Source organism: Embleya sp. NPDC020886, assembly GCF_044333915.1.
Lineage (GTDB): Bacteria > Actinomycetota > Actinomycetes > Streptomycetales > Streptomycetaceae > Embleya.
Window position 1 is genome coordinate 84,085 of sequence record NZ_JBIRRX010000002.1, and the last position, 26,133, is coordinate 110,217.

19 protein-coding genes are annotated in these 26,133 nt (G+C 74.4%); 10 read left to right on the plus strand and 9 right to left on the minus strand.

The annotated features are described in order from the left end of the window. From ACH4U8_RS07300 to ACH4U8_RS07330, 7 genes are all read left to right on the plus strand, one after another. Nucleotides 1-2,433 carry a hypothetical protein gene (locus ACH4U8_RS07300; protein ID WP_395776058.1) on the plus strand — a complete coding sequence of 811 codons (2,433 nt, stop codon included), beginning with the start codon at nucleotides 1-3 and terminating at the stop codon, nucleotides 2,431-2,433. After that, nucleotides 2,430-3,344 (plus strand): hypothetical protein, encoded by a 915-nt coding sequence (locus ACH4U8_RS07305; RefSeq protein ID WP_395776059.1) that lies wholly within the window; start codon nucleotides 2,430-2,432, stop codon nucleotides 3,342-3,344. Before ACH4U8_RS07300 ends, ACH4U8_RS07305 begins: the two co-directional genes overlap by 4 nt. After that, on the plus strand, nucleotides 3,341-4,309 hold the full coding sequence (locus tag ACH4U8_RS07310; protein ID WP_395776060.1) for a hypothetical protein: 969 nt from the start codon (nucleotides 3,341-3,343) through the stop codon (nucleotides 4,307-4,309). The genes ACH4U8_RS07305 and ACH4U8_RS07310 overlap by 4 nt, the downstream gene beginning before the upstream one ends. Continuing rightward, a complete protein-coding gene (locus ACH4U8_RS07315; RefSeq protein ID WP_395776061.1) occupies nucleotides 4,306-6,204 on the plus strand; it encodes a phage tail protein in 1,899 nt (632 codons plus the stop codon). Before ACH4U8_RS07310 ends, ACH4U8_RS07315 begins: the two co-directional genes overlap by 4 nt. A 6-nt stretch (nucleotides 6,205-6,210) precedes the next feature. Then, nucleotides 6,211-8,175 carry a hypothetical protein gene (locus ACH4U8_RS07320; protein ID WP_395776062.1) on the plus strand — a complete coding sequence of 655 codons (1,965 nt, stop codon included), beginning with the start codon at nucleotides 6,211-6,213 and terminating at the stop codon, nucleotides 8,173-8,175. Between the two features lie 118 nt (nucleotides 8,176-8,293). Further along, nucleotides 8,294-9,466: a hypothetical protein gene (locus tag ACH4U8_RS07325; protein WP_360318092.1), complete on the plus strand. Its 1,173-nt coding sequence runs from the start codon at nucleotides 8,294-8,296 to the stop codon at nucleotides 9,464-9,466. A 327-nt stretch (nucleotides 9,467-9,793) separates the two neighbouring features. Next, nucleotides 9,794-10,195 (plus strand): peptidase inhibitor family I36 protein, encoded by a 402-nt coding sequence (locus ACH4U8_RS07330; protein WP_395776063.1) that lies wholly within the window; start codon nucleotides 9,794-9,796, stop codon nucleotides 10,193-10,195. 49 nt (nucleotides 10,196-10,244) lie between these two features. Here ACH4U8_RS07330 and ACH4U8_RS07335 read toward each other — a convergent pair whose 3' ends face one another. From ACH4U8_RS07335 to ACH4U8_RS07345, 3 genes are all read right to left on the minus strand, one after another. After that, nucleotides 10,245-10,718 (minus strand): GNAT family N-acetyltransferase, encoded by a 474-nt coding sequence (locus ACH4U8_RS07335; protein WP_395776064.1) that lies wholly within the window; start codon nucleotides 10,716-10,718, stop codon nucleotides 10,245-10,247. A 235-nt stretch (nucleotides 10,719-10,953) separates the two neighbouring features. Then, nucleotides 10,954-11,349: a hypothetical protein gene (locus ACH4U8_RS07340; RefSeq protein ID WP_395776065.1), complete on the minus strand. Its 396-nt coding sequence runs from the start codon at nucleotides 11,347-11,349 to the stop codon at nucleotides 10,954-10,956. A 71-nt stretch (nucleotides 11,350-11,420) separates the two neighbouring features. After that, nucleotides 11,421-11,792 carry a MarR family transcriptional regulator gene (locus ACH4U8_RS07345; RefSeq protein WP_360318083.1) on the minus strand — a complete coding sequence of 124 codons (372 nt, stop codon included), beginning with the start codon at nucleotides 11,790-11,792 and terminating at the stop codon, nucleotides 11,421-11,423. 115 nt (nucleotides 11,793-11,907) lie between these two features. Between ACH4U8_RS07345 and ACH4U8_RS07350 the strand changes: the two genes are divergently transcribed. Beyond that, entirely contained in the window at nucleotides 11,908-13,392 is a 1,485-nt protein-coding gene (locus ACH4U8_RS07350) for an MFS transporter (protein WP_360318080.1), read from the plus strand. 184 nt (nucleotides 13,393-13,576) lie between these two features. Next, complete coding sequence (locus ACH4U8_RS07355; protein WP_395776066.1) at nucleotides 13,577-14,299, plus strand: hypothetical protein; 723 nt, start codon at nucleotides 13,577-13,579, stop codon at nucleotides 14,297-14,299. Nucleotides 14,300-14,326: 27 nt separating this feature from the next. Here the strand turns inward: ACH4U8_RS07355 and ACH4U8_RS07360 are convergent, their stop codons facing one another. The 5 genes from ACH4U8_RS07360 to ACH4U8_RS07380 all read right to left on the minus strand — a co-directional run bounded on the left by ACH4U8_RS07360 (nucleotide 14,327) and on the right by ACH4U8_RS07380 (nucleotide 21,215). Beyond that, nucleotides 14,327-15,334: an ArsR/SmtB family transcription factor gene (locus ACH4U8_RS07360; RefSeq protein WP_395776067.1), complete on the minus strand. Its 1,008-nt coding sequence runs from the start codon at nucleotides 15,332-15,334 to the stop codon at nucleotides 14,327-14,329. Nucleotides 15,335-15,782: 448 nt separating this feature from the next. Then, on the minus strand, nucleotides 15,783-16,433 hold the full coding sequence (locus ACH4U8_RS07365; protein ID WP_360318073.1) for a response regulator transcription factor: 651 nt from the start codon (nucleotides 16,431-16,433) through the stop codon (nucleotides 15,783-15,785). Next, nucleotides 16,424-17,602, minus strand: a complete 1,179-nt coding sequence (locus ACH4U8_RS07370; RefSeq protein WP_395776068.1) for a sensor histidine kinase — start codon at nucleotides 17,600-17,602, stop codon at nucleotides 16,424-16,426. Before ACH4U8_RS07370 ends, ACH4U8_RS07365 begins: the two co-directional genes overlap by 10 nt. Nucleotides 17,603-17,796: 194 nt before the next feature. Continuing rightward, a complete protein-coding gene (locus ACH4U8_RS07375; protein WP_395776069.1) occupies nucleotides 17,797-20,370 on the minus strand; it encodes an ABC transporter permease in 2,574 nt (857 codons plus the stop codon). Further along, complete coding sequence (locus tag ACH4U8_RS07380) at nucleotides 20,367-21,215, minus strand: ABC transporter ATP-binding protein (protein ID WP_395776070.1); 849 nt, start codon at nucleotides 21,213-21,215, stop codon at nucleotides 20,367-20,369. The genes ACH4U8_RS07375 and ACH4U8_RS07380 overlap by 4 nt, the downstream gene beginning before the upstream one ends. A gap of 977 nt (nucleotides 21,216-22,192) precedes the next feature. Here ACH4U8_RS07380 and ACH4U8_RS07385 point away from each other — a divergent pair. Further along, nucleotides 22,193-23,737: a M4 family metallopeptidase gene (locus ACH4U8_RS07385; protein ID WP_395776071.1), complete on the plus strand. Its 1,545-nt coding sequence runs from the start codon at nucleotides 22,193-22,195 to the stop codon at nucleotides 23,735-23,737. A gap of 90 nt (nucleotides 23,738-23,827) precedes the next feature. Here the strand turns inward: ACH4U8_RS07385 and ACH4U8_RS07390 are convergent, their stop codons facing one another. Beyond that, nucleotides 23,828-25,546 (minus strand): SpoIIE family protein phosphatase, encoded by a 1,719-nt coding sequence (locus ACH4U8_RS07390; RefSeq protein WP_395776072.1) that lies wholly within the window; start codon nucleotides 25,544-25,546, stop codon nucleotides 23,828-23,830. Nucleotides 25,547-26,133 lie beyond the last annotated feature (587 nt).

A 26,133-nucleotide genomic window follows, 5' to 3' on the forward strand; every position in this document is an offset into this window, starting at 1 on the left:
ATGCCGCTGTTTCCGCCGAGTTCGGACACCCGACGTTGGCCGGATCTGGTCGCCGAGGTCCGGGCGTTGTTGCCGTTGGAGAGTCCGCAGTGGACCGACCACAACCACTCCGATCCCGGCATCGCGGTGCTCGAAATGCTCGCGTGGCTCGTGGACACCGACGTCTATCGGGCCTCGCGGGTCACCGACCGGCACCGGCGCAAACTGCTGGCCCTGCTCGGGGTGTATCCGGCCGGGCCGAGCGCGGCGCGGGTGGTGCTCTCGGTCCGGTCCGGACCGGGCGCGCCGGCCGTACTGCCCGCCCGGCTCGGCTTCGTCGCACACGGGGCCGAGGCCGCGACCGGCCTGGAGACGGTGGAGGCGCTGCCGTTGACCGGCGCGGCGGTGGTCGCGGCGGGCACCGACGACGGCACGGCCGGGCGATGGGACCACACCCTCGGCTGGACCGACCACACCCCCACGCTGCTCGGCGGCACCGCGGTGGACGCCCTCGGCCCCGACCCGCGCCCGGGCGCCGCGCTCGTCCTGGGCCTGGACCGAGCGTTGCCGGCGGGCACGACACTCGCGCTGTACCTGGACGCCGACCCGGATTCCGACGGCGACGGGGGTGCGGGTGCGGGTGCTCGGGCGGGGTGGGGCGGGGGATTCGGGCGGTATCCGGACCCGGGTCGGGTCGGGGGCGTCGGTGCCTCGGCGGCGCGGTCCGCGGAGGCCGGCTCGGATTCGGTGGATGCCGCGGGTGACCTGCCGCAGGGCGGTGGGGGGTTCGTGGGTCCGGTCGGGGCTGTCGGCACCGCGCCGCACCACGACGCGCGCACCGTCTGGGAGGCGTGGGTGGGCGGGGTCTGGCAACCGCTCGGGGATGTGGTGGATCGCACCGCGGCGTTGAGCCGATCCGGTGCCGTGCGGCTGCGGATCGGGTCGGCCGGGCTGCCGGTCGAGCCGCTCGGCGCGGCCGGGAGCCGGGCCTGGTTGCGCTGCCGGCTCGACCGGGGCCGGCCCGACGCGCCGCCGCGGGTGCGCCGGGTGGTCGCCGACGCGGTCGAGGCGGTCCTGGCCACGGCGGCCGTCGGCGGCTACGACGTCGCCCCGACGGCCGTGCTCGTCGGCGCGGCGGCCCTGGTCGAAGGCGCCCTGGTGCCGCTGGCGATCACCGTGGACGCGGCGCGCCTGGTACGTACCGTGCGGACCGACGACCCGGCCGCGCCGATGGTGCGGATCCTGCGCTGGATCGCGCCGACGTCGGCGGCCCCCGGGCGACTGGTGGCCGAACTCGTCGCGGCGGGCGTCGGCGACGGCGCACCCGAGCAGACGTTCGTCCTGCCCGGCGGCGCGATCGCGCCGGACGGGGCGACGCCGGGGCCGTACCGGGTGTGGTTGGCCGATCCGGCGGGCGGCGTCGAACCGGTCCGGCTGGTCCCCGATCTGGACGCGGCCGGTCGCACCGACCTGCACGCCGTGCTCGACGCCGCGACCGGCACGCTCACCTTCGGCGACGGCCGCGCGGGCCGAGTGCCCGAACTCGGCCGCACCGTGCTCGCCGCCTACCGCACCACCTCCGGAGCGCGCGGCGCGGCCCTGGCCCCGCCCGCGCCCGTGGTCCTCGCGCCCGACGCCCGCACCCGCGTACTCCTGGGCGTGCCGCCCGCCCCCGGCGCGCTCACCGTCACCCTGGTCGGCCCGGCGGTGGGCGGCGCCGACGCCGAGGACACCGCCGCCGCCGCGGCCCGCGCCGAACGGGCGCTGTGGGCGCACGAACGCCTCGTGGACGCGCTCGCCGCGACCGACGCCCACTCCCTGGACGAGCTGCCCCGCGCCGCAGTGCTTCGGCTCGCCCCGCCCGAACGCGCGGTGACCCTGGCCGGCGTCGAGCGCTGCGCCCTGGACACCCCCGGCACCCGGATCGCCCGGGTCCGCGCGTTCGCCGAGACCGACCCGCGGCTGCCCGGCCTGGTCGCGGCGGGCTGCGTGAGCGTGGTCGTGCTGCCCACCCTCCCGCGAGGCCGCCCCGAACCCACCGCCGGCCTGCTGCGCGTGGTGCGCCGACACCTGGCCGGGCTGCGCACCACCGGCACCCGCCTGTTCGTCACCGGGCCGCGCTATGTCGTGGTGAGCGCGGAGGTGAGCGTGGCGCTGCTCCCGGGCGCCGATCCGGGCGCGACGACCGCAGCGGTCCGGGCCGCGCTGGACACGTTCCTGCACCCGATCACCGGCGGACCACACGGCACCGGTTGGCCGTTCGGCCGCGACGTACACCGCAGCGAGGTGCTGCGCGTGCTGGACGAGGCCCCCGGCGTGGACCACGTCACCGCCCTCGCACTGCGCGCCGACGACGGCCCCCCGGGCTGCGCCGGCCTGTGCGTGCCACCGACCGCGCTCGTGGTCCCCGGCACCCACACGGTGCGTACCGCCCGCGCGGAGGTGGGTCGATGACCGGGGTCGCGGATCGGGTGGTCGAGGAGTCCGGGGTGCGGTTGGGGGCCGCCGATGTGCGTGATCTCACCGCGAACGAGGCGACGGTCCTGGCTCGGCACACCCGCGCCGCGCATCGCACGTGGGGTGTCGCGGTGGGGCTCGAAGTGTGGGCGATCGGTGACGGGCGGGTGCTGGTCGAACCCGGCGTGGCGCTCACGCGTGCCGGGGAGTTGGTGGTGCTCGGTGCCGATGACGTGGTCTCGGTGTCGGTCGCGGGGTCCGGGCCGGTGTCGGTGGTGTTGCGTCCCGAGCGGGGTGGGCCGCGGGGGCGGGCGTGCCTGGTGGAGCCCGGTGGTGTGGCCGGGCCGGGGGACGTGCCGCTCGCGGTGTACCGCACCGACACCGGCCGGTTGCAGGTCGGCGACGGGGCCCGGCGCAACGCGCACCGACCCGGTCCGACCGTGGTGCTCGCGGGGCGGGCGGCCCGGGGTGCGATCGCGGCCGAGGGCTCGCGCGTGCAGTGGTCGGCGCGGGTCGACTTCGCGCGGGCGTTCGCCGACGTGCCACAGGTCTTCGTCACCGCCGAGGGGCCGTCGCCGGCCGGGACCGGCGGCAGCACCGTGCAGGTCGCGGAGGTCGACCGGACCGGTTTCCGCGTCGTCGTGCGGCACGCGCTGCCCGAGTCCGGCGACGTCGACGAGCAGCCGAAGGTCTCGGCCGTGCCGATGGCGTTCGCCTGGACGGCCGTGCTCGGCGCGCGACCGGTCCCGGCACTGTCCGGGCCGGCCGACCCGCCGTGCCCGGTGCCGTGTACCCGGCCGGTGGTCCACGTGCCGCGCGGACTCCGCGGTCCGGCGGCGGCCGAGGGCCGTGCCGGTGATCCACCCGGCGTCCGGCCGGGTCCACGAGCGAGGGGAACGTCCGCATGACCGGCCCGACCACGAATGGCGCGGCGCTGCCGCCGACCCATCGCCCGAACTTCTTCGGCGGCGGGGTGCTCGCCGCCGCCGACCTGAACGACGCGGTCGCGGTGGAGCGTTCGCGGCGCTGGTTGCACAACCGGGTGCTGCACGGGTGGGGCGTGGCGCTTGGTCTGGAGGCCACCGGTGCCCGGGGCGCCAAGCGGGTCGCGATCGGTGCGGGCTACGCGCTGGACGCGTTCGGCCGGGACCTGATCCTGTCCGACGGCGCCGAGTTGGACGTGCCGGCGGTGGCCGCCGGGCCGGACGGCGGCGACGTGGTGTTCTGCCTGACGTTGCGCTGGACCGAGGACGACGAGGCGGACGTGCGCACCCGGGCCGGCGCCTGTGGGGTGGTCGGGGCGGTGCGGTTCGCCGACGGCCCGACGGCCGCGTGGCGGACGCCGGCCGAACTGCGCGAAGGGCTGGACGTGTTGCTCGCGACGGTGACGGTGCGCGGCTGCGCGCTGACCGCGCCGCCCGATCCGGCCGGGCGCCGGGTGCTGGCGGTGCTGCCGACGCCGTACGTGGCCACCGGTGCGACGAGCGCGTTCGGCACCGTGTGGACGGCCGTCCGGGACCCGGCCTCGGGGGTGGTGATCGGGCTGCGCACGGTGGTGGACACCGGTGCGGCGGGGTTCGGGGACACGCCCGCGTACACGGTCCGGCTGGACGGCGACCGGGAGTTGAGCGCGTCCGCCGCTCCCGGTGGTCTGGCGTGCGTGCTCGACGGCACGCCGTATGTGGCCGACGCGGAGCCGGGCCGGCTGACCGTGCTGGTGCCGCTGCCCGCCGGGCGGATCGGCGGTGTCGTCGGGGGCACCACGACGTTGCCGCTCAATCCGGCCGCGGTACTCGCGGACCTGGAGACGCCGAACCTGGTGCGGAGCGAACTGGGTTGGCACATCGCGTGGATGGGGGTGGAGGGGGCGTGAGCGGCGTGGCCGGCTACCGCTGGGTCAACGCGCTGGGGCGCTGGCCCGGAGCCCGCTTCGAGGGGGTGTACGCGGACGGCGAGCGGGTGGTGCTGAGCCCGGGTACGGCGGCCCTGGAACCGATCGCGAGCGCCGATCTCGATCCGGCGGGTGGGCCGTTGGGGCTGGTGGTCGCGGCCGACGGCACGATCGTGGTCGCCGATCCGGGGCACGGGCGGGTGTTGCGGGTGGACGGCTGCGACCACGTGGTGTGCGTGCTGGGCTGTTTGGACGTGGCGACCGGCGATCCGGCGGCGCCGCGTCGGCCGCGCGGGTTGTGGCTGCTGGACGGCGGGCGGCTGTTGGTGGTGGGGGACGAGCCGGACCGGGCGCGGGGTGTGGTCGTGCGCGCCGACACCGGCGAGTACCTCGCCCCGTGGACCGACCCGCCGCCCGCCGAGGATCCGGTGCTGCGCGCGGCCCGGGAGCGGGTCGGCGGTCTGGCCGCGGTCCGGGTGCCCGAGGGGGTGCTCGTGGCCGGCGGCGCCCGGCAGCGACCCGGACCGGGGGTCGTGCTGGTCCCGGACGACGGCGCGCCGGCCCGGCTGGTGGCCGCCGGCGACCTCGCCGGGATCGCCGTCGACCGATGCGGGCGGGTGTTCGTGGCCGGCCCCGGCGGGATCGCCCGACTGGGCCCGCGGCGTACCGGTACCCGCGGCGTCGTCGTGCTGCCCGCGCCGATCGAGCCGCCCGGCATCGAACACTGGGACCGCGTCCGGGTGTTGCTCGCCGAACCCGCGCCGCCCGGCACGCACGTACGGCTGTGGACCATGCTCGCGCCCGCCGGCGCCCCGCCCGATCCGCCCGATCCGGCGAGCGCGGATCCCGACGACGCGCCGGTGCCGACCGCCCCGGGCCGTTGGCGGGCCGGCCCGTTGCCGGGCCTGGACGTACGCGTACTGGTCGGCCCCGCCCCGCCCGGGGCCCGGTTGTGGATCGCGGTCGAACTGCTCGGCGACGGACGCGGCACCCCGCGCGTGGACGACGTGCGGGTCGAACACGTGGGCCGGGGCCTGCTGGACGCGCTGCCCGCCGCGTACACCGGCGACGACGACGGCTCGGGCACGCTGGGCCGACTGCTGGGCCTGCTCGCAGGCGCGCACGACGCGTCGGTGCGCGAGTTGGAGGAACTGCCCGCCTCGCTCGACCCCGGCTCCGCCCCGGACCGCCCGGACGACCCGTGGCTGGACCGGCTGGCCCGCTGGGTGGACGCCGCGCCGTCGCGCCCCGCCGACCCGGCCGCCCGCCGCGCGGACATCGCCGGCGCGTACGCCGCGCACGGTCGCCGCGGCACGCCCGCCGGGCTGATCGAGGCGGTCGCCCGGGAGACCGGCGTCACCGTGCGGTTGTCCGAACCGCTGTCGGCGGCCGGCGTCTGGCGGTTGGGCAGCGGCGGCCTCGGCCGGGACACCGCGGTGCACGTCGCGGATCCGGGACCCCCGGTGCTCGACGCCACGGCCGTGCTCGACGGCGCCCACCTGGTCCCCGCGCAGGACCGAGGACTGCCGCTGTACACCGCGTTCGCGCACCGGGTGTGCGTGCACGTCCCGCCGACCCACGCCGACGCGTTGCCCGAGATCGCCCGCGTGGTGGAACGGGAGCGCCCGGCACACGTGTTCGCCCGGGTGCGGGTCGAACGGTACGGCGCGATCCCGGGACGGGTCGGCATCGACACCCACGTGGCCGGCCCGCCGCCGGACTGGGCCGCGGGTGCCGGCCCCGCGCTCGGCACCGCGATCCGGTTGCCCGGACCGGCCCCGGCGCACGTCGGCGGTCCCGTCGAGACACGGCTCGACACGACGCTTCCCACACCAGGCGGTCGCGGGTCGACCACCCGACCATCTCCAAGGGGTTGAGCACAAGTGAGTCAGCACCGTCAGGACCACGCGGCGGACACGGGATGCGGCTGCGACGCAGGTGCGGACGGGGCTCCCGCGCCGCCGGTACGCAACCGGTTCTACCCGGGCAAGCTGATGGACGTCCGGCACTGGAACCTCGAACAGGACTACCACCGACAGACCGCCGCCACGCTGGCCCGGCTGGGCCTGGGCCCCGGCGTGTTGTGCGGCCTGGACGCGGAGTTGCAGGAGGACGGCACGGTGACCGTCTTCCCCGGCGCGGCGGTGGACGGGCACGGCCGGCTGATCGTGGTGGATCGCCCGGTGCGGATCGAGGAGCCGTACCAACCCACCGACTGCGCCGGCGCACCGCACGGCCAACCGGTTCGGGACGGCACCGTCGCGGTGCGGCTGTGTCGGCACGAGTGCGGGAGCGAGTTCGTCCGCACGCCGGTGGTGGACTGCGAGGTGCGCGAGGAGTGCGTGCCCTCGCTCACCCTGGAGCGCTTCCTGATCCGGATCACCGCGGGCGAGCCGGACGAGGTCGGGCTGAGCGAGGAGCAGTGCGCGGCGATCTTCCCCGCCCGGCCCGGCGCGCACTTCGATCGGCGCGAGCAGGTCGCGGACACGGTCGAGCACGAGTGCGGGTGCGACGACGACTGCCTGGTCCTGGCCACGGTGACCTACTCCCCGGAGGGCGCGCCGGATCTGGACGCGGTGACCGCGCGGCCGGTCGTGTACTCCAACCGGGTGTTGTTCGACCTGCTGATGTGCCTGGCCGGGCGGGTGGACGCGTGTTGCGCCGGCCGCACCCTCCCGCCTCGGATCACCGCGCTGTGGCCGCAGGTCGGCGCCGGCGCGACGCCCGCCACGTGGCGGGCGTTCGTAGCCGACAAGCGGTTGGAGATCGCCTTCGATCGCCAACTGGTCGACGCGGCGTTCGACGCGCCGAATCCGTGGCTGGGCCTGTGGCAGCTCGACCACACCGGGGCGCGCCGGCTGAAGTTGACCCGGGCCGCCGGCGCCCTCACCCGGGTCACCGTGCCGCCCGGCGGCGAGGGCGCGGCCTACACCGTCGAACTCGACGGCAACGGGCTGCTCACCCAGACCGTGTTCGTGGTCGGCTCCCGGGTGGCGGTCTCCGGGCCGCCGAAGGCACAGGATCCGGACGGCCTGGCCGTGGACCCCGATCTGGTGGGCACCGGGCTCACCGCCGAGGACCGCAACACGCTGTGGGCGATGGCCCCCGGCAACGCCAAGGACACCGGTCTGGCCGCGCTGATCGATCGGGCGCCGCTCGCCGCGGTGCCGCCGTTCCCGACCGGGAACGGCACGCAGGGCGGCGAGTTGCACGTGTTCGCGCCGCCGCCCCCGCCGACCGCGAGGGTCGCGGCCGGCCCGCGCCTGCTGCGGGTGTGGCCGCAGGGCGGATCGCGCCTGGACGCCGCCGGGCCGCTGCGCCGGGACCTGACCCGGTTCGCCCGCGCCCCGCACGTCGAACTCACGGTGGATCGGGCGCTCGCCGACGCCGCGACGGCCGAACCGGACGGCTGGGTGCGCCTGTTCCAGGCGCTGCGCGATGGGGATCGGCTCGCCGGCTTCCGCCGCCTGGAGCTGGGATCCGGGGCGCGGCGGGGGGCCGACGCGGATCCGGAGGCGGAGTCGGTGACGTACACGTTCGAGGCGGAGGGGGCGCGGCTGCCCTCCGCCGGCGAACCGGCCGCGGTGTTCCTGCTCCAGGTGCGCTCGTCGACGGCGAGCGCGGTGCCGCCGGTGGGCGCGGACGAGCCGACCCTGCCGCTGGACGCGGTCTTCGTGGGGACCGGGCTGGACAACCACACGCTCTTCTCGATCTGGTCCGGGCAGCAGAGCCTGTCGCCGGCGCCGCGGATCGCCGCGCTCGGCGCCCGGTCGAGCGTCGCGGTCGACCTGTTCGACGGCGACCCCGGCGGGTTCGTGCACCTCGCGTTCGAGGTGGCACCGCAGTGACCGCCGACCCGGGCGCCGCACGGCGCCCGCGCCCGGGAGCGCCCGGAGCGGCCCGGCGGCCCGGGAGTTCGGGCGCGCGGCGCCATCGAGACGACGCACATCGAGGAGTTGAGGGACGTTGAGCGGGCACGAGAAGACGATCCGGCCCATTGCGGTGGCCGGGCAGGGCGGCTGCGGATGCGGCTGTGACGGGGGCGGCGGCGGGGGAGGCGGCTCCGCGTCCTGCGGGTGCGGCGACTGCCTGGCCGGGAGTGCCGGCGGGCGGCTGCGCCCGCGCTGGTTCGGCGGTCAACTCGTCGGCCCCGAGGATCTGGCCCAGACCGGCGTCTGGCTGCTGGACCGGATGCGCCGGCACAACCGGGTGCTGCACGGGTGGGGCGTGGTGTGCGGGGTGGGTGTGCGCGCGGTCGGCTTCGGCGACGGCGGCCGGTTGCCCTGGCTGCTGGACGTCTCGCCCGGCTATGTGCTGGGCCCGTACGGGGACGAGATCGTGGTCGACCACCGGGTCAGGGTGGACGTGCGCGACGCGCTGCCGGGCGGCACCGACGGGTGCCCGCCGCCGGCCGACCCGTGGTGTGCGCCGGTGCGCGAGCGGCGCGACCCCGGCCGGACGTACTACCTCGCGGTGCGCTACGACGAATGCCTGACGGTGCCGGTGGCGGCGGCCGGCTGCGGCTGCGAGGACACCGCGTGCGAGTACAGCCGGGTCCGCGAGGGCTTTCGGCTCGGCGTGCTGGACACGCTGCCCGAGGTATACGTGCACGGCGAGGACGACCCGCGTGGCGAGACCACCGGTTGTTCGTCCCGGATCAACGAGACCGGCACCCGCCCGTGTCCGCCGTGTCCGAGTCAACCCTGGGTGGTGCTGGCCGACTTCACCGTCGCCGCCGACGGGACGCCGAGCGTGGACCAACTGCGCAACCGTCGATTCACCGCCTCGTTCGGCGGGTTCGGGTTCTACTGCGGGCAACCCGGTGACGGCCGGGAGGCCGTGGGTTGGACCGAGGTCACCCGCCAGGCCCTCGCGCACGCCTTCGCCTCGACCCACACCCGGGAGATCCTGGCCGCCGGCGGGCCTGCGGAGGTCCGGGGCATGCCCGCGCGCCACCTGCTCGGCGTCTCCCGGACCGCGCGGCTGGCCGACCTGCTCGGCGACCGCACGGTGGCCGACCTGGCCCGGTCCGATCCCGACGCGCTCGCCGAGGCGGCTCGCGCGGCCGAGGTCGCCCCCGCCCCCGTCCTGGAGGCCATCGATCGGGCCAACCTGGTCCTGCGCCTGACCGCCGACTGAGCAGCGGGCGGAAAACGATGGCGAGGTTGCCCGATCACCGTGTTCTCCGGCCGGATGGTGTCCACGGACCTGCTGCTCGACCGCGAGCAAGGGTAGGCGACGGCCCAAATGCCGCCGGCGGGCCCGGTGTTCAACCTCTGCGCGGTGGCTCGCGACAGCGTGCGGGGCCGGTCGGGGCCGGCGCCCGCACCCGGTTCGCCGACTCCCCGCAAGGGCTCGCCCGAGGCGACGGCCCGACCATGGTCGGCCTCGGCGTCACGGGCGCAAGGACCATGCCTTGTCCGGCATTTCGTCCGCCGGGTCATCGAGAGTGAGGACACTCGCGTGATGTGCACATCGGGCACCGGTGCCGCGGCGGCAGCCGGCTTGCTCGTGGGCGTGTTGGCCCTCGCCCCGACCGCCTGCGCGGACGCCGTCGACCCGGAGTCGTGCCCGGCGGCCAGTCTGTGTGTCCACAGTGGCCACGACCTCACCGGGACGCGAACCGTGGTGCCCGCGCGGGACATCGAGGAGCGCGGCGACGCCGGATACACCGTCACCGGCCCGGCGCTCTCGATCGCCAATCGCACCGGGTTTCCGGTGTTGTACGGCGTCGGCCACCCGGTCGTCTGCATCCGGTTTCCCTGCTACCAGTACACGGTGCACGGCCGGATCGAAGCCGGACGGGACCTGGCCGTCGCCGATTCGGCCGGGCAACCCCTCGTCGTCGGCCGGGACTACGGCCCGTAGCGCGGGAGTCGGGCCGGCACACCGGCGCCCGTCGTCCGGCGAGCCCCGCTCAGCCGGGTGGCGTCGGGCGAACGAGTTTGAGCAGGATCTCGTCGTGGGCCGCGTCGGTGCGACGGCTGTGTTCGGTGAAACCGACGCGGGCGTAGAAGCGGCGCGCCCGGCTGTTCTTCTCGTACACGTCCAGCGTCAACGCGCCGTGCAGCGTCGCCGCGTGCTCGACGAGCAGCCGGCCCACGCCGGTGCCCTGGGCCTCGGGCGCCACGAACAGGCCACCGATCTCACCACAGACCACGCCGTCGATCTCGCCGAGGATGAGCCCGAGCAGCCCGACCACCCGACCGTCGGCCTCGGCGACCCAATTGTCGGCGTGCACGAGGTAGGTCTCGCGCATCTCCCGCTCGCGCTCACCCGCGCCCTCGTCCGGGATGAACGGATGCGCGATGCGGCTCGCCCGGGACCAGACGTCGACGGCGGCGTCCGCGTCGGCGGGAAGGCAGGGACGAATCCTCGGGGCTTCGGACATACGCGCGACGCTATCCCACCCCGACCGCACGCCGCCGCGGCCCCATCCGGCCATCCATCTGTGCGGCGTGGAGCGGGACTTGGCGCGCCGCGGTCGGCCGGGTGCACCACGGCGGATCCGCCGGTGGCGATCGGCGGCATCGACCACCGGGTCCGCGATTCGGTCGGAACGCGCCGGCAACCGGCCGTGCACCCGGAACCGGTCCCGCGCACCGTGCTCACGGCCCCGACCGGTGTCAGCCCCCGTCCCCGCCCCCCGACGGCGAGAAGTCGCCCAACGGGGGAACCACGCCCGAATGCCAAAGCAACCAAGGCACCCCGACGCCCCCGAGCACCAGTCCCACGACGAAGCAGATCCGCCCCACCCGTTCGTGGAACGCCCCGGCCAAGCCCGCCGCAGCCCCGACCGGCACGCCCGCCATCGCGGCGAAGAACACCGTCCCGCAGCTTCCGAGCGGGATGTCGATCCAACGCCCGTTCGGGCCGTCGACCACGAGATCCCGCGCGACGGCGGCTGTGAGCGCGGCGTTGAACACCACCCAAACCCCCGCCACCGCGAGCGCCACCACGAGCAGCACCGGCAGCAACGCCTTGTCGCCGATGCGCCGAGCCGAACCAGGAACCCACTTCACCAGATTCCTCCGGAGCGGGACGAACGGATGAACGGGACGAGCCGGTCGCGGCCGGGGTGGGTCCGCTGCGATCAGGCCAAGTGCTTCTGCAATACCGCGAGTTGCGTCTGTCGCGCCGCATCGTGCAGGTCTCGGCCGCGATCCGTCGCGGTGACGAAGACGCCTCGGCGGTCGGTGTCGCACATCGCGCGCTCCACGAGGCCGCACTTCTCCAGGCGGGCGACGGCCCGCGAGGAGGCGCTCTGGCTCAGGTGCAGATCGCCGACCAGGTCGTGGATGCGGGCCTTGCAGCCGTCGGCGGCGATCAGGCGGTCCAGCACCTCGAAGTCGCTCATCGTCAGGCAGTGCTCCGCCTGGAGGGCACGGTCGAGTTCGTGGGCCACCCGGCTGTACTGCGACAACAGGTTGCGCCAGCTCTCGATCAGCGGCTCCTCGGTCTTCATCGCGTCACGGTAGCGCCTCGCAGCAGAATATGCAAGTGAATTTATTGCCCACACATTTATTGCTCTCACATTTAATGCGTAGACATTCAATGCGCGCGCATATATGTTCGTCGTCATGGCCCCAACAGTCGAGACCTACGCGGGACCGTCCTCCCGCGAGCCCTCCGTCCTCCCGTCCGACCCGAGCCCGTCCGCTCCACACTGGACCCCCAGACTCTGGGGCGTTTTGGCCGTGTTGTGCCTCGTCCTGTTCCTGGACGGCCTCGACGTCTCGATGGTCGGCGTCGCGCTGCCGTCGATCGGCCACGAACTGGGCATGTCCGCGACCTCGCTCCAGTGGATCGTCAACGGGTACGTGCTCGGATACGGCGGCCTGATGATGCTCGGCGGTCGCACCGCCGACCTGCTCGGCCGGCGCCGGGTCTTCCTGATCGCACTCGCGGTGTTCGCCGCCGCCTCGCTGCTCGGCGGCCTGGTGGACAGCGGCGGCCTGCTGATCGCCAGCCGCTTTGTCAAGGGTCTGGCCGCGGCCTTCACCGCGCCGACCGCACTGTCCATCCTGACCACGACGTTCCCGGAGGGCCCGGCCCGCAACCGAGCGCTCTCGGTGTTCTCCGTCTTCGGTGCCAGCGGCTACTCCTCCGGCCTGATCCTGGGTGGTCTGCTCACCGAATTCGGCTGGCGCTGGACCTTCCTGACCCCGGTACCGCTGGCCATCCTGGCCCTGATCGCCGGCTACATCCTGATCCCGCGCGACCGTCCCGCCGACTCCGGCGGCCACGACCTGGTCGGCGCGGTCACCCTCAGCGGCGGCATGTTGCTCGCCGTCTACACCGTCGTCTCGGCGCCCGAACGCGGCTGGACCGCGCCCATCACGCTCGGCTCGGTCGTCCTGGCCGCCGCACTGCTCACCACGTTCGTGTTCGTCGAGAAGCGCATCGCCCACCCGCTCGTGCGCTTCGGCATCCTGCGGATCGGCACGGTGGTGCGGGCCAACCTGAGCATCGTCGCGCTGATGGGCTCCTACATGAGCTTCCAGTTCATGATGACGCTCTACCTCCAGGACGGTCTGGGCTGGTCCGCGCTGCGGATGGCCCTGGCCCTGCTGCCCGCCGGCCTCGTGGTGGCCTTCGGCTCGCCGTTCACCGGACGCCTGATCAACCGCTACGGCACCGCGCCGCTGCTGATCGCGTCGATGGCCTCGATGAGCCTGGGCTACCTGTGGTTCCTGGCCACCGCCGGCGGCACGCCGAACTACGCCTTCACCGTGCTGCCCACGATGTTGCTCCTCGGCGGCGGCTTCGCCTTCGGCTTCAGCTCGATCATGTCCCAGGCCACCGAGGGCATCGAGGACTCCGAACAGGGCCTCGCCTCCGGCCTGGTGCAGACCTCCGGCCAGGTCGGCGCGGCGCTCGTACTGGCCGTGGTCACCGCCGTCACCACCGGCGCCACCGCCGGGGACACCGACTTCGGCGCCTACCGGCCCGGTGCGAACCTGGTCACCGGCGTCGCGATCGTCGGTCTCCTGCTCAATCTCGTCCCGCTGTTGGGATCCGCGCGCCGCCGGCCGAAGACGGCCGACTCCACCAGCCTCTCGTAATCCGCCTCAGGCCGCGCCGTATCCACGGCCGGCGCCGGACCCGATACCCCGAAGCCCCCACGCGATCCCTTCCGCGCGTGGGGGCTTCGGCATGTGACGATGACGGCGAGGCGACCGGATCGAACGAACCGGATGGGAGGTCGACATGGGGTTGTGGAATCGACGGGGTGCACCGGACGAACCCGTGGACGACGCCGCGGCCGATCCCGCCGCGGGGCTCGAAGCGCTGGGACTGCCGCCCGAGCGGGCGGCCGAGCTTTCCTCGATACTGCGCGGCCTGGTCACCGACCTCGCGCTGCGTGATCTGCCTCGGCTCGAACTCGGCGGCGCGCACCGCTGGTTGCGGGCGACCGGGACGGTGATCGGGTCCGCCGCACCCGGGTTGGTACGGGACATGGTGCCCGGACTCGACGATCGACAGGTCGCCGAAGCGGCGTTCCACCCGAATCTGCTGCCGCCGGTCGCGTTCGAACTACGGCGGCGCCGGGCCCTGTTGCGCCGCGCCAAGGACCCCGGTGCGCTGTCCCGGACCGGGCCCGGGGCGTTGAAGCTCAGCGCGGCCCTGATGACGAGCCGATTCCTCGTACACGACCACCTCGCGGCCCGGATCGGTGTGGAGGCCACGAACCGGCTCGGCGCGAGTCACGCCGAAACGATTCGCTCGATCGCGCTCGGCGCCGCCACGGGTCGGGCCGCGCGTACCGAACCGGCCTGGGGCGCCTGGGGGTTGCTCGCCGTCCTGCAAGCCCTGCTGCGCCACCGCGAACTGCTCCAGGCGCCGGCGACCTCGGTGCCGGCGCCGCCGACGCAGGCCGCCGCGGCGACGTCCACGGTCGGCGACCTCGGCCTGTTCCTGTGCTGCTCCGCGGCGAACGCCCTGATCGCGGCGCTGCCGACGACGGATTGAGCGGGACGGGCGCGGGCGAGCCCGAGCTCAGGCGGGGGTGGGGTGGAAGGGGCCGGCGCCGAGGAGTTCGAGGCCCAGTGGGGTCAGGGCGTGCAGGACCGCACCGCCCTGCCGGGTGGTGGTGATCAGCCGGGCGTTGCGCAGTACGGTCGCGTGTTGGCTCGCGGAGGCCGGCGACATGTTCAGCCGACGGGCCAACTCCGTGGTGCTGCACCCCTCGTTGATCACCGTCAGTGCGGCGGCCCGGGTCTGCCCCAGCAGCGCGCCCAGTGCCCGGTCGCCGCCCGGGTCGGGTTCCCACAGCGCGACGCCGTCCCGGAGCTCGCGCACCGTGGGCACGGCGAGCAAAAACGGCGCGGTGTCGTCCTCGACGTCGTGGACCAACATCGCCTGCCGCCACAGGAACACGGTCGGTGCGATCAGCAGACCTCGACCGCCCAGCCGGATGTCGTCGTCCCTGGGGTAGTCCACCTCCAGGATCGGCGGCTTCCACCGGACGAGCGGCACACACAACTCGGCCAGCAGGCGCTCGACACCACCTTCGAGCAGGGTGCGCGCATACCCGGCGCGCACGGACTCCAGATGGGACCGGATCCGGGGGCCGAACGGCGCGAGTGTCACGTCGTGCCACGCGCGCAGGGCTTCGGCGAACTCGCGGCGCGGTTCCCGGCCGCCGTCCAGGAAGTCGCGGACCCAGGTCGTGTGGGCGGGGTCGAAGGTCAGGTTCGCCATTTCCTTGCGCAGCCGCCGGGTGGGCACCGCGAGCAGGTTCTCGATGCCCTCGTCGAGCGAGAACGAGTCCCCCACCAGCGTGCGCAGGTCGATCCCGGGGCCGCGTACCGTCATCAGCGCGGTGAGCGGACCCGTCGCCGCCTCCGGCCGGCCGGCCACCGCGGTGCGCCAGGCCCGGAAGGGCAGTGGTCTGCGCCGCCCGTGTAACAGTTCCAGGCTGTGATACGTCTCGGCCGCCGCACCGAGGGTCGTGGCGAGCCGGGTCCGGACCAGGTCCTCCGCGGTGAAGTGGATGCGCAGCACCGATGTACCCCCATGCCCGTGTTCGTCGTGTTCGTCGTGTTCGCGATGCCCCCGTGGCGCCTCCCGGCCGGCGCGGAGCAGGGGAGGACGACGACAGTGTGCGTCCTCGAACGTCCCCGGACCAGCAGGTTTCGGCTCAGGCTGAAAGGCGTTTTCAGACACCGTCCGGTCCGTCAGGCTTGCCGGTGACGGGGGTGACCCGGGTGGTGCGCTTGCCGAGGGCCGAGGATCCGACACGGGGCGGAGGCCGCGGCCGTGCAGGGCGTCGTCGGGCCCGGACCCGACCCGGGCGGGGACCGAACGGGGATCGGTCCCCGCCCGGCAACCGCCGGCAGCGGGCCGCCGCGCCGTCGAGTGCGATCCGGGATCGACGGTACGGCCCGCGGGCCGGGTCGGGCCAAGGCGTGAACGCCGCTCTGGAGCCGGGGCGAAGGCGGCTCCGCCGGTGTCAGGAGCCCAGGTAGCGCAGGATGGCCAGGACCCGGCGGCTGTATCCCGATCCGGACGGGTGGGCCACGTCGAGTCGGTCGAAGATCGCGTTGACGTGCTTTTCCACCGCGCTCTGCGACACGTGCAGGGCCTGGGCGATGGCGGCGTTCGTGCGGCCCTCCGCCATGTGTGCCAATACCTCGCGTTCGCGCGGGGTGAGCCGGTCCAGCGGGTCGACGTGGCTGGTCCGGGCGAGGAGTTGGCGCACCACCTCGGGGTCGAACGCGGCGCCGCCGGCGGCGACTCGGGCCAGTGCGTCGAGGAAGTCGTCCACGTGCGCGACCCGATCCTTGAGCAGGTAGCCCACGGCCGCGCCGTCGTCGGTCAACAACTCGACGGCGTACCGCTTTTCGATGTACTGGGAGAGCACCAGTACGCCCACCCCGGGCCGGCGGCGGCGCACCTCCAGGGCGGCCCGCAGGCCCTCGTCCGTGTGCGTGGGCGGCATCCGTACGTCGGCCACCACCACGTCCGGGACGTGCCGGTCGACCGCCTCGACCATGGCGTCGCCGTCGCCGACACTGGCGACCACCTCGTGTCCCTCGTCGGCGAGCAGCCGGGCCAACCCCTCCCGCAGCAGCGCCGAATCGTCGGCCAGGACTATGCGCACGGCACCTCCGCGGTGATCGTGGTGGGGCCTCCGGGCGGACTGTCCACCCGCAGGGTTCCGTCCAGGGCGGCGACCCGGCGGGCCAGCCCGGACAGGCCGCCGCCGGCGGCATCCGCGCCGCCGACGCCGTCGTCGACGATGCGTACCCGCACCGCGTTGCCCTCGGTGCCGGCGACGGACACCGTGACGGCGTCGGCGTGCGCGTGCTTGACGGTATTGGTGATCGCCTCCGCGACCACGAAGTAGACGGCGGTGGCCACGATCGGCGCCGGCTCCGCGGCGACGTGGTAGGTCAACCCGACCCGCACCGGGGAACGTTCGGCGATCGTCTCCAGCACCGCGCGCAGCCCGCCGTCGTCCAGCCCGGTCGGATGGATCCGCCACGCCACGTCCCGCAGGTCGATCAGCGCCTGCTGGGCCTGCTCGTGTGCCTGCCGCAACAACTCGTCGGTCCGCGCCGGATCGCCGCCGCGCCGGGCCCGGCCGAGCAACATGCCCAGCGCGACCAGGCGTTGTTGTACACCGTCGTGCAGATCGCGTTCGATCCGCCGTCGTTCCTCGTGCACGGCCTCGACCACGCCCGCCCGGCTGGCGGCCAACTCGTCGACGCGACGGCGCAGTACCTCGTTCCGGTCCGGTTCGAGCAGCCGCCGGGCCAGGGCCCGATCGCTCTTCGCGAGGCCGACCAGGCCGTACGACGCCAGGGCGAACAGGGCCAGTCCGGAGGGGATCAGGATCAGTACGTCGGTCGTGGTGGTGTTCGGACTGCCCGCGAGCCACGCGCCCACCATCACCGCGGCGAACCCGACCCCGCCGCCGGTGAGCACGAGCAGGGCACCGCCGAGCAGGGCGATCGGCATCCGCGCCGCGAGATAGCGGATCAGCCGCCGCGGATCGCTCGGGATCGGGTGGATCGGGCCCGGATCGGGGTGGGTCGGTCGGGTCGGGTCGGGATCGGCGGGCCCGGCCAGCCGGCTGCGTTCCAGTTCGGTCAGCCTGCGTGCGGCGCGGCCGACCGGGCCGGGCACGTGCCCGCGCGAGCCGGACCCGAGGAGGCCCGCGCGCAGCAGGCCGGCCACCACCAGGAACAGGGCGGTCGGCACGACGGTCAGCGTGCCCTTGAAGAGCACCCCGACCGCGTCCGCGACGCTTCGCGCGCCGGCGCGCACCGGTGCCGCGAATCCGCGGACTCGTCCCGTGGCCGTCCCCCGACCCGAATCCTGCGACACCCTTCCCCACTTCGTTCGCCCACGTCGTCTCGGTGCGTCGAGCCTCTCATCCGACCCGGTCGGTCCGACCGGGCGGGTCACCCGGGCCGGGCCCGAGGCGGCGAGGACGTCGCCGCCGCCCCTGGTTCGACGGCTCATCCCGCGCCGGCCATCGCCTCGCGCAGGTGGACCCGGGCCGCCCGGCGGGAGGGGAGCCACGCGGCGAGGGTGCCGGCGGCGACCGCGCCGACCAGGACGGCCGCGCAGGTCGGCCACGGGACGGTCAGGGTGTCCAGGCCCTTGGTCGCCAGTACGCGCTGGGTGGCCGCGCCCCAGGCCAGACCGGGCAGCAGACCCAGGACCGCGCCGACCACGGCGATCAGGACCGCCTCCGCGCGGATCATCCGGCGAATCCGCCGCCGGGTCAGCCCCAGCGCCCGCAACAGGGCCATCTCCCGGGTGCGTTCGACCACGGACAGGGCGAGGGTGTTGACCACGCCCAGGACGGCCACCAGGATCGCCAGCGCGAGCAGCGCGTACACCAGGTCCAGGGCCAGGGCGACCGTGTCGTGCAACGCCTTGCGGTAGCTGTCCCGGTCGCGGACCTTGGTCTGCGGGAAGGCGTCCAGGCGCTTCGCCAGGGCCGCGTACACCTCGGCCCGGTCCGCGCCCGCCGCGGCGGTGGCGAAGTACACGTCGTCCAGCGGCATTTGCTCGGCGGGCAGGTGTGCGCGGACCACGTGGGTGCCGATGTAGGTCGCGCCGGAGGCGAACACGTCCCCGTCGCGCACGATGCCGCCGACCCGGAGCCGGGCGGTACCGCCGCCGTGGAAGCGCACCTGGACCGGATCGCCGACCGCGAGCCGGTGCTCGTCGGCGAACGCCTGCGGCACGGTGATCCCGTCGCCGCCCGGGGCCAGCGTCGAGCGCGTGTCGCCGGCGGAGAAGGCGAGCCGGAAGTCGTCGGTGAAGCGCTCGGTGGTCGCGGTGAGATCGTGATCGCGGTCGGTGCCGTGTGCGGTGATCAGGTCGGCCCGTACGGTCTGTTGGGCGGTGACGTGGTCCAGGCCCGGCGTCTCCCGGACCACGCGCGCCACCTGCTCGGTCATCGGTCGGGAGGAGAGCACGAAGTAGTCCGCGTTCACGGTGCGTTCGAGTTGGCCGTCGACGGAGGTGACCAACGACGCGGCGACCAGGGACAGGAAGCTCACCAGCGCGATGCCGACCATCAGGGCCGAGGCGGTGGCGCCGGTGCGCCGAGGGTCGCGAATCGCGTTGCCGCGGGCGAGCCGGCCGATCGGCCCGGAACGGGACGCGAGCAGCCGATCCAGGCCGCGCACCGCCCATACGCTCAGCAGCGGCGCGCCGGCCACGGTGGCCAGGAGGGTGAGCAGGACACCGGCCGCGAGCAACGGCCCGGCCGCCGCGAGATCGTCCGCACGTACCGCGAGCAACAGCGCACCGGTGCCCAGCACACCGCTCGTGCCGGCCACGAGATTGCGGGTGCGCAGCGGGCGTCGGGTCCCGGGCCCGGCTTCGCGCAGCAACGCCGCCATCGGGGACACCCGGCCGGCCCGCCGAGCCGGCAGATAGGCCGCCACCAGGGTGATCGACACGCCCACCAGGTACGCGACCGCCGGGGTCGACCAATGCACCGTGGGCAGGCTCGCCGCCGGGCCGGCGCCGACCCGTCCGACGATGCGGATCAGTCCGGCCGCGAGTGCCACGCCCAGCGCCAGGCCCAGGGTGGACCCGGCGATGCCCAGCAGCCCCGCCTCGCCCAGGATCAGGCGGTTCACCTGGCCGCGCCCGGCCCCGACGGCGCGCAGCAGTCCGCTCTGTCGGGTCCGCGCGGCGACCAGCATGGAGAAGGTGTTGCCGATCAGGAACACGCCGACGAGCACGGAGATCCCGGCGAATCCGAGCATGAGGTAGGTGACCACGCGCAACGAGGCGCCGGCGGCGTCGCCGCGCGCGGCGGCCTCCGCGTCGCGGGTCCGGACGGTGTGGCCGGCGGGATCGGGCAGCGCGGCCAGAACCCGATCGCGCAACCGCGCATCCGGCACCCCGGGCTCGGCGGTGACGGCGATGGAGGTGAACCGGTCCGGTCCGCCCAGGAGTCGACGCTGCGCGGTGGCGGCGTCCAGGAAGAGGTCGGCGTCGTGCGCCCGGTCCGCGCGGTCTCGGGCCAAGCCCACCACGGTGGCCTCGAAGGTACCGGGGACGGCCATGATCCGCAGTCGATCGCCGAGTCGAATCCCGTGCTTCGCAGCGGCGTTCGCCGACACGACCAGCTCCGCCGGGGCGATCGGCGCGCGTCCTGCGGTCAGCCGTGGCGCGGACCCGGCATCGGCCGGCCAGTCGGCGACGAGGTCCCCCCGTGAACTCAGCGGCCTGCCACGGCCGTCCAGCACGACCGTGTCCGGCACGTGCACCCGCCCGTACGCGGCGCGCACGCCGTCGGCGCGAGTCGCCGCGTCCAGCACCCGACCGGGCAGGGTCGCGGGCAGGCCGGTACCGTCCTGGCGGTCGCCGCCGTTCCCACGGGGCGTCACCGTCACGTCCGCCGTCGATTCGGCGAACGACGAACGGGCGGACGCCGTGACCGAGTCGCGGAACACCAGCGTGCCGGCCACGAACGCGGTGCCCAGGGCGATCGCCGCCAGAGCCAGGAGCATGCGGGACTTGTGCGCCACGACCCCGCGCAGCGCGATCCGAGCGAGCGTCACGCGCGCACCTCGCTCGCGTCGTGGCCGAACGCGGCTGCGGGAGCCGCGGAGGCGATGTTTCGGCCGGGGCCGTCGAGGCGTCCCATGCGCTCGAACACGGCCTCCGCCGTGGGGCGGGGCAGGTCGTCCACGATCCGGCCGTCGGCCAGGAACAGCACCCGGTCCGCGTAGGCCGCCGCGTTCGGGTCGTGGGTGACCATCAGCACGCTCTGGCCCCACTCGTGTACGCCGCGCCGGAGCAGTTCGAGCACCTCGGTGCCGGCTCGCGAGTCCAGGTTCCCGGTCGGTTCGTCGGCGAAGACGATCTCCGGTCGGGACACCAACGCCCGAGCGACGGCGACGCGTTGTTGTTGGCCACCGGACAACTCGGCGGGTCGATGGGCCAATCGCCCGGCCAACCCGGTGGCCGCGACGATGCGATCCAGGCGGGCCCGGTCGACCCGGCGTCCGGCGATCTCCACCGGCAGCGTGATGTTCTCCAGGGCGGACAGCGTGGGCAGCAGGTTGAACGCCTGGAAGACGAACCCGAGCCGGTCGCGCCGCAGTTCGGTCAAGGCGGCATCGTCGAGACCGGCCAACTCGGTATCGCCGATCGCCACGCTGCCCCGGGTCGCGGTGTCCAGGCCGGCCAGACACTGCATCAGCGTCGACTTGCCGGAGCCGGACGGCCCCATGATCGCGGTGAAGGTGCCGCGCACGATGTCCACGTCCACGCCCGCCAACGCCGCGACCCGGGTCGGTCCGGAACCGTACTCCTTGACCAGCCCCCTGGCCCGCGCGACCACCGAAGACGTGCCCCGCGCCCCCTGGGCGACCGCCGCCACCCGCACCCTGTTCCTCGGCATCCGCCGACCTCCTCGCTCACCCGATGCGAGCCCGCCCCATCCGAACGGACCCCGAACCACCGGCAAGACCAGCCTGCGAGACCACGACCTCGCACACCATGAGGCCCAACGCCCAACCCCCCTGCGGAAAACCACACCCCCACCCGGAAACCGCCCCACCATCCGCCGGACTTGCCCCGCAGCCTCGCCCGACCCCCGCGCCGCGCGATTTCGCGTGGTCCCGGCCTCGGCCGCGCCACCGGGCTTGCTTCCGCCGCCCGACACCGCGCCGAGTCGCGCCCGATGCCAACCACGGCGCGCCGCCGCCTCCGAACCGCCGCACCACCCGCCGGACTTGCTCCGCCCTCCGACCCGACACCGCGCCGCGCCAGGCCACCCCCGTCCCACTCCCTGCCACGTCGCCCCGCCCCGAGCTTCTCCGCCTCGTGCCCCGCCTCGCGCGGAGCCCCGGCACCCCGCCCCGTGCACCGCACCGCATCGCCCCGAGCCCCTCGGTGTCCCGCACCGCATCGCCCCGAGTGCCTCCGCCTCCTGCCTCGCCTCGCGCCGCCCCGTCCGGCCTCGCGCGGAGCCCCGGCACCCCGCCCCGTGCACCGCACCGCCCGAGCCCCTCGGTGTCCCGCTTCGCCCCACGCGGCCCCGTCCCGCCTCGCGCGCCGAGCCCCCCAAGCCCCGCCCCGAGCGCCTCCGCCTCCTGGCCTCGCCTCGCCCGCCGAGCCCCCGCACCCCGCCTCGTGCACCGCACCAAACCGCCCCGTCCCCTCCCGCGCCCCGCGCCGCCCGTGCGCCCCGCGCCCGGGGGTTTGCCGGAATGTGACGGTGGGGGTGCGGGTGCTTGACGTGGGAGCGGGACGGTGTGAGCGTTTCGAGCGCTCGGGCGACGAAAACGGCTTATGTGGTGGGCTGTTCGTTCCGGACGTGGGAGCGGCGGCGGTCGGATTCGTGGTCGGGGTCCGTCTTCCATCCGAGGAGCCTCGATGCATCGCAGAACGCTGACGTTCGGGACCGTCCTGGCCGTCCTGCTCGGTTTGTTGATCGGCACCACCGCCCGTTCGGACGCCGCCCGACCACGACCGCTGCTCGCGGCCGACTCCCGCGCCGCCGCCGTCGCCGCGGCCGACCGGGCGATGGTCGGCCCAAAGGCCCCCGTCTCGCCCGGTGAGCGCTACCGCCGGCAGACCGTGCTGGCCTGGATCGGCGACATGTACTCGATCTCGTACGGGCGCAGCTACCGCGACCTACCCGTCGTCGGCGGCGACGCAGCGGTGTTGGCCGACGGGAGCGGCCGGGTGCACACCGTACAAACGGCCGGCGACGTGCGCATCGACGTGCCGACCCGGCCGGCCGTGAGTGGACCGGCGGCCGAGCGCACCGCGCGGACGCGGCTGCCCGTGGTCGATCGGGTCGACAGCCATCGCCTGGTGGTGCGGCTCGACGCGAGTGCCGCGCGACTGGCCTGGGAGAGTGTCCTGATCGGGCGCACCGAGACCGCGCCCAGCAGGCTGCACGTCTTCGTCGACGCGTCGACCGGCGCGGTACTCGACTCCGTCGACGAGGTGCGGGCCGGAGTCGGCCACAGCGCCTGGAACGGCCCCAACCCGATCACCATCGACACGCAGAACTCCGGCTCCTCGTACTCGTTGCGCGACCCGATCCGGGCGAACCTGAGCTGTGCGAAATACGGCGTCGGCGGTGTGGTCACCAAGCCCGTCGACGACTGGGGCAACGGAAACCCCACCAACATCGAGACCGGCTGCGTGGACGCCATGTGGGCCGCGCAGAAGCAGTTCGACATGTTCCGCAACTGGCTCGGCCGCAACGGACAGAACGGCACCGGCGGCGCCTGGCCGATCCAGGTCGGCCTGAACGCCGTGCAACTCTATTGGGACGGCAGCAAGATCGTGATCGGCCACAGCACCGGCAACCAGTGGCTGACCTCGATGGACCTGGTCGGCCACGAGTACGCGCACGGCGTCGACGCGACGAGCCCCGGCACGTTCGTGGAGCCGGGTCTGGCCGAGGGCTTCGCGGACATCATGGGCACCGTGACCGAGGCGTACGCCAACGAACCGGCCCCCTTCGACACCCCGGACTACGTGATCGGCGAGACGATCAACGTGGCCGGGACCGGACCGTTGCGCTTCATGTACGACCCGTCGTTGCGCGGCGACGCGAACTGCTACAGCTCGGCCGTCCCGACCATGGACCCGTACCGTGCGGCGGGCGTGTTCAACCACTGGTTCTACCTGCTCGCGGAGGGCGCGCATCCCGGCGCGGGCAAGCCCGACAGCCCGACCTGTGTCCCCATCCCCGTCACCGGCGTGGGCGTTCGGACGGCCGCCAGGATCGTCTACCAGGCCCTGTTGTTGCGCAGCGGCAATACGGACTTCCGCTCGGAGCGTCGGCTGACCCTGTGGGCGGCCAAGGCCCTGGACCCCACCTGCGACGTCTTCCGCAAGACCAAGACCGCCTGGGACGCGGTTCGCGTCCCGCCCACGGCCGCCGACCCGATCTGCCCCTGAGACCGCAAGGCGTGGCCGGCCCGCACATCGGCGCCGGACCCGCTCGCCCGACCGCCGCCCCGAACCGGGCGGCGGTCCGGTGCACCACCGCTACGGGATGTCCTGTTCGGCCCAGACGATCTTGCCGGTCGGGGTGCGGCACGAACCCCAGCCTCGGCAGAGCATGTTGATCAATTGCAGGCCCCGGCCGCCCTCGTCGCTCAGTGAGGAGTGTTGGATCTGGGGCAGATCCGGGCCGGTGTCGGAGACCTCCACGACCAGCCGATCGTGCCGCAACAGCCGCAGTTGGCCCGGCGCGACGCCGTACCGCAGCGCGTTGCCGACCAGTTCGCTGACCACCAGTTCGGTCACGTCCGAGAGGTCGCCGAGCTGCCAGACGTCGAGCTGCTCCCGGACCAGCTTGCGCGCCACCCCCGCCGCCGCGCCGCCCGGGGGCAGGTCCCAGGTGTACAAGTCCGTTCCCAGCAACGGCTCTTCGGCGGCGGCCACCAGCACCACGGCCTCGTCGAAGCGGGCCCCGCCGCCCGGCGCGAGGTCGCCGAGTGCCCCGGAGTCCAACCCGACCGGCCCCAACCCGGCGGCCCGCGTGCGCAGTCGGGCCAGTTGTACGTCGATGTCCTCGGTGCGCGACTTGACCAGCCCGTCGGTGTAGAGCACCAGTCGGCTGCCCGGCGGGATGGTCAGCCGCAGCGGATCGTAGGGGATGACGCCGGTGCCGATCGGCGCGCCGACCGGCACGTCCACGAACGACGCCTTGCCGTCCGGGGTGACCAACAACGGCGGCGGATGTCCGGCGCTGACCAGGGTGTAACTGGCCTCGGCCGGGTCGTAGACCGCGCACAGACACGTGGCGATCTGATCGTCCTCGAGGTCGCGGGCGGCCAGGTCCAGGCGGGCGAGCATACGTTCGGGGGTCAGGTCCAGGGCCATCAGGGTGCGCGCGACGGCACGCAATACGCCGGTGACGGCGGCCGCGGCCATGCCGTGGCTCATCACGTCCCCCACCACGAGGGCGGTCCGCCCGCCCGGCAGCGGCGCCACGTCGAACCAGTCGCCGCCCACGCCCAGCGGATCGGCGGTCGGGATGTAGCGGGAGGCCACCGCCAGACCCGGGGTGCGCGGGGTCACGCGCGGGAGCAGGTTCCGCTGGAGCCGGGCCACGTGTTCGCGTTCGCGCCCGTAGAGCCGGGCGTTGTCCACGTCCACCGCGGCCTTGGCGGCGAGCTGGACGGCCAGGGCGAGGTCGGCCTCGGTGAAGCCGGGCCGGCCGCTCGCGCGGATGAAGTCGGCATGGCCCAGCAGCACACCGCGGGCGATCAGCGGCACCATCAGATAGGTGTGCACGCCCGCCTGGCGAAGCTTGTCGGCGGCGCTGGGGGTGGGCGCCAGCTCTTCGTAGTCGTCCGGCCCGAAGCGGCTGATCAGCAGTGGCCGGCCGTCGGCCAGGGCCCGAGTGAAGCGCGAATCCCGGTCCGGCGCCGACGTGGACAGCTCGCCCACCTCGTCGGGCTCCAGGTCGGTGAGTCGCTCGATGGCCGACACGGCCATCGCCCGCCGCTCCGGTCTGCCCCGGCCGCTCGGGCGTTGGCCCTCCTCGCCCCTGATCACCGACTCCAGCAGATCGACGGCGGCGGCATCGGCCAGGCGCGGCACGATGAAGTCGGCCAGTTCCTGCGCGGTGGTCTTCAGATCGAGGGTGGTACCGATCAGTATGCTCGCCTCGTTGAGCAGGTTGAGCTGATCGCGGGTGGCACGGGTGGTACGGGTGCTGGGGCTCGGGCCCAGGGCCGCCGCACCGCGTCGACGCACATGTCTCCGGCCGTGACCGCCATCCACTCTCCCGCTCACCCGCACCTCTTTCCGTCGGCACCGGATCGTTGCATGCGACCCGCCGCCCGTAGCCCGTCCGGTGCCACTCTATGAGCGGTTCGGCCGGCTGACGTGTGGGATGCGACTGTACCCGCGCCGTGTTGCGATTGCATGGAATCGATCGAGGTCGAGGACCGGGTCGAGGGCGGGATCGAGGGCCCTCGGGGCCTCGACGGCGATTGCCGGCCATTCCCGATCCGGCCCCGACCGCTCGTCGGGCGATCCGGGACGGGAGGGACAGGGCCGGGTCGGGCGAACCGGACCCGGACGTTCCGGGGTGCGCCCGGCGGGTATGCGGTCGTCGACGACGACAACAGGGCGCCGGAGCAACCGAGTTCGGGCCGCCGCAGCAAGGTTCGAGAGCGCGTTCGCGGGGCGCGTGGCGGGTGGGCTCGGCCCGTGCGGTGAACGGCGGCGCGGGCCGCGCCGGTCGAGCGGGCCCGCCCGGACGGCACATCCGGGAACGCGGTGATCGGGTCGCGGGCCGATCCGAAGTCGCCGGATTCGGCCAACCGGTGCCGCGCGTC

What these genes read in the sequence shown, in the direction of transcription:
- ACH4U8_RS07345 (WP_360318083.1), bottom strand. Translation starts at nt 11,792, where the DNA reads ATGAAGACCGAGGAGCCGCTGATCGAGAGCTGGCGCAACCTGTTGTCG.
- ACH4U8_RS07310 (WP_395776060.1), top strand. Translation starts at nt 3,341, where the DNA reads ATGACCGGCCCGACCACGAATGGCGCGGCGCTGCCGCCGACCCATCGC.
- ACH4U8_RS07335 (WP_395776064.1), bottom strand. Translation starts at nt 10,718, where the DNA reads ATGTCCGAAGCCCCGAGGATTCGTCCCTGCCTTCCCGCCGACGCGGAC.
- ACH4U8_RS07380 (WP_395776070.1), bottom strand. Translation starts at nt 21,215, where the DNA reads ATGCCGAGGAACAGGGTGCGGGTGGCGGCGGTCGCCCAGGGGGCGCGG.
- ACH4U8_RS07300 (WP_395776058.1), top strand. Translation starts at nt 1, where the DNA reads ATGCCGCTGTTTCCGCCGAGTTCGGACACCCGACGTTGGCCGGATCTG.
- ACH4U8_RS07350 (WP_360318080.1), top strand. Translation starts at nt 11,908, where the DNA reads ATGGCCCCAACAGTCGAGACCTACGCGGGACCGTCCTCCCGCGAGCCC.
- ACH4U8_RS07330 (WP_395776063.1), top strand. Translation starts at nt 9,794, where the DNA reads ATGTGCACATCGGGCACCGGTGCCGCGGCGGCAGCCGGCTTGCTCGTG.
- ACH4U8_RS07385 (WP_395776071.1), top strand. Translation starts at nt 22,193, where the DNA reads ATGCATCGCAGAACGCTGACGTTCGGGACCGTCCTGGCCGTCCTGCTC.
- ACH4U8_RS07305 (WP_395776059.1), top strand. Translation starts at nt 2,430, where the DNA reads ATGACCGGGGTCGCGGATCGGGTGGTCGAGGAGTCCGGGGTGCGGTTG.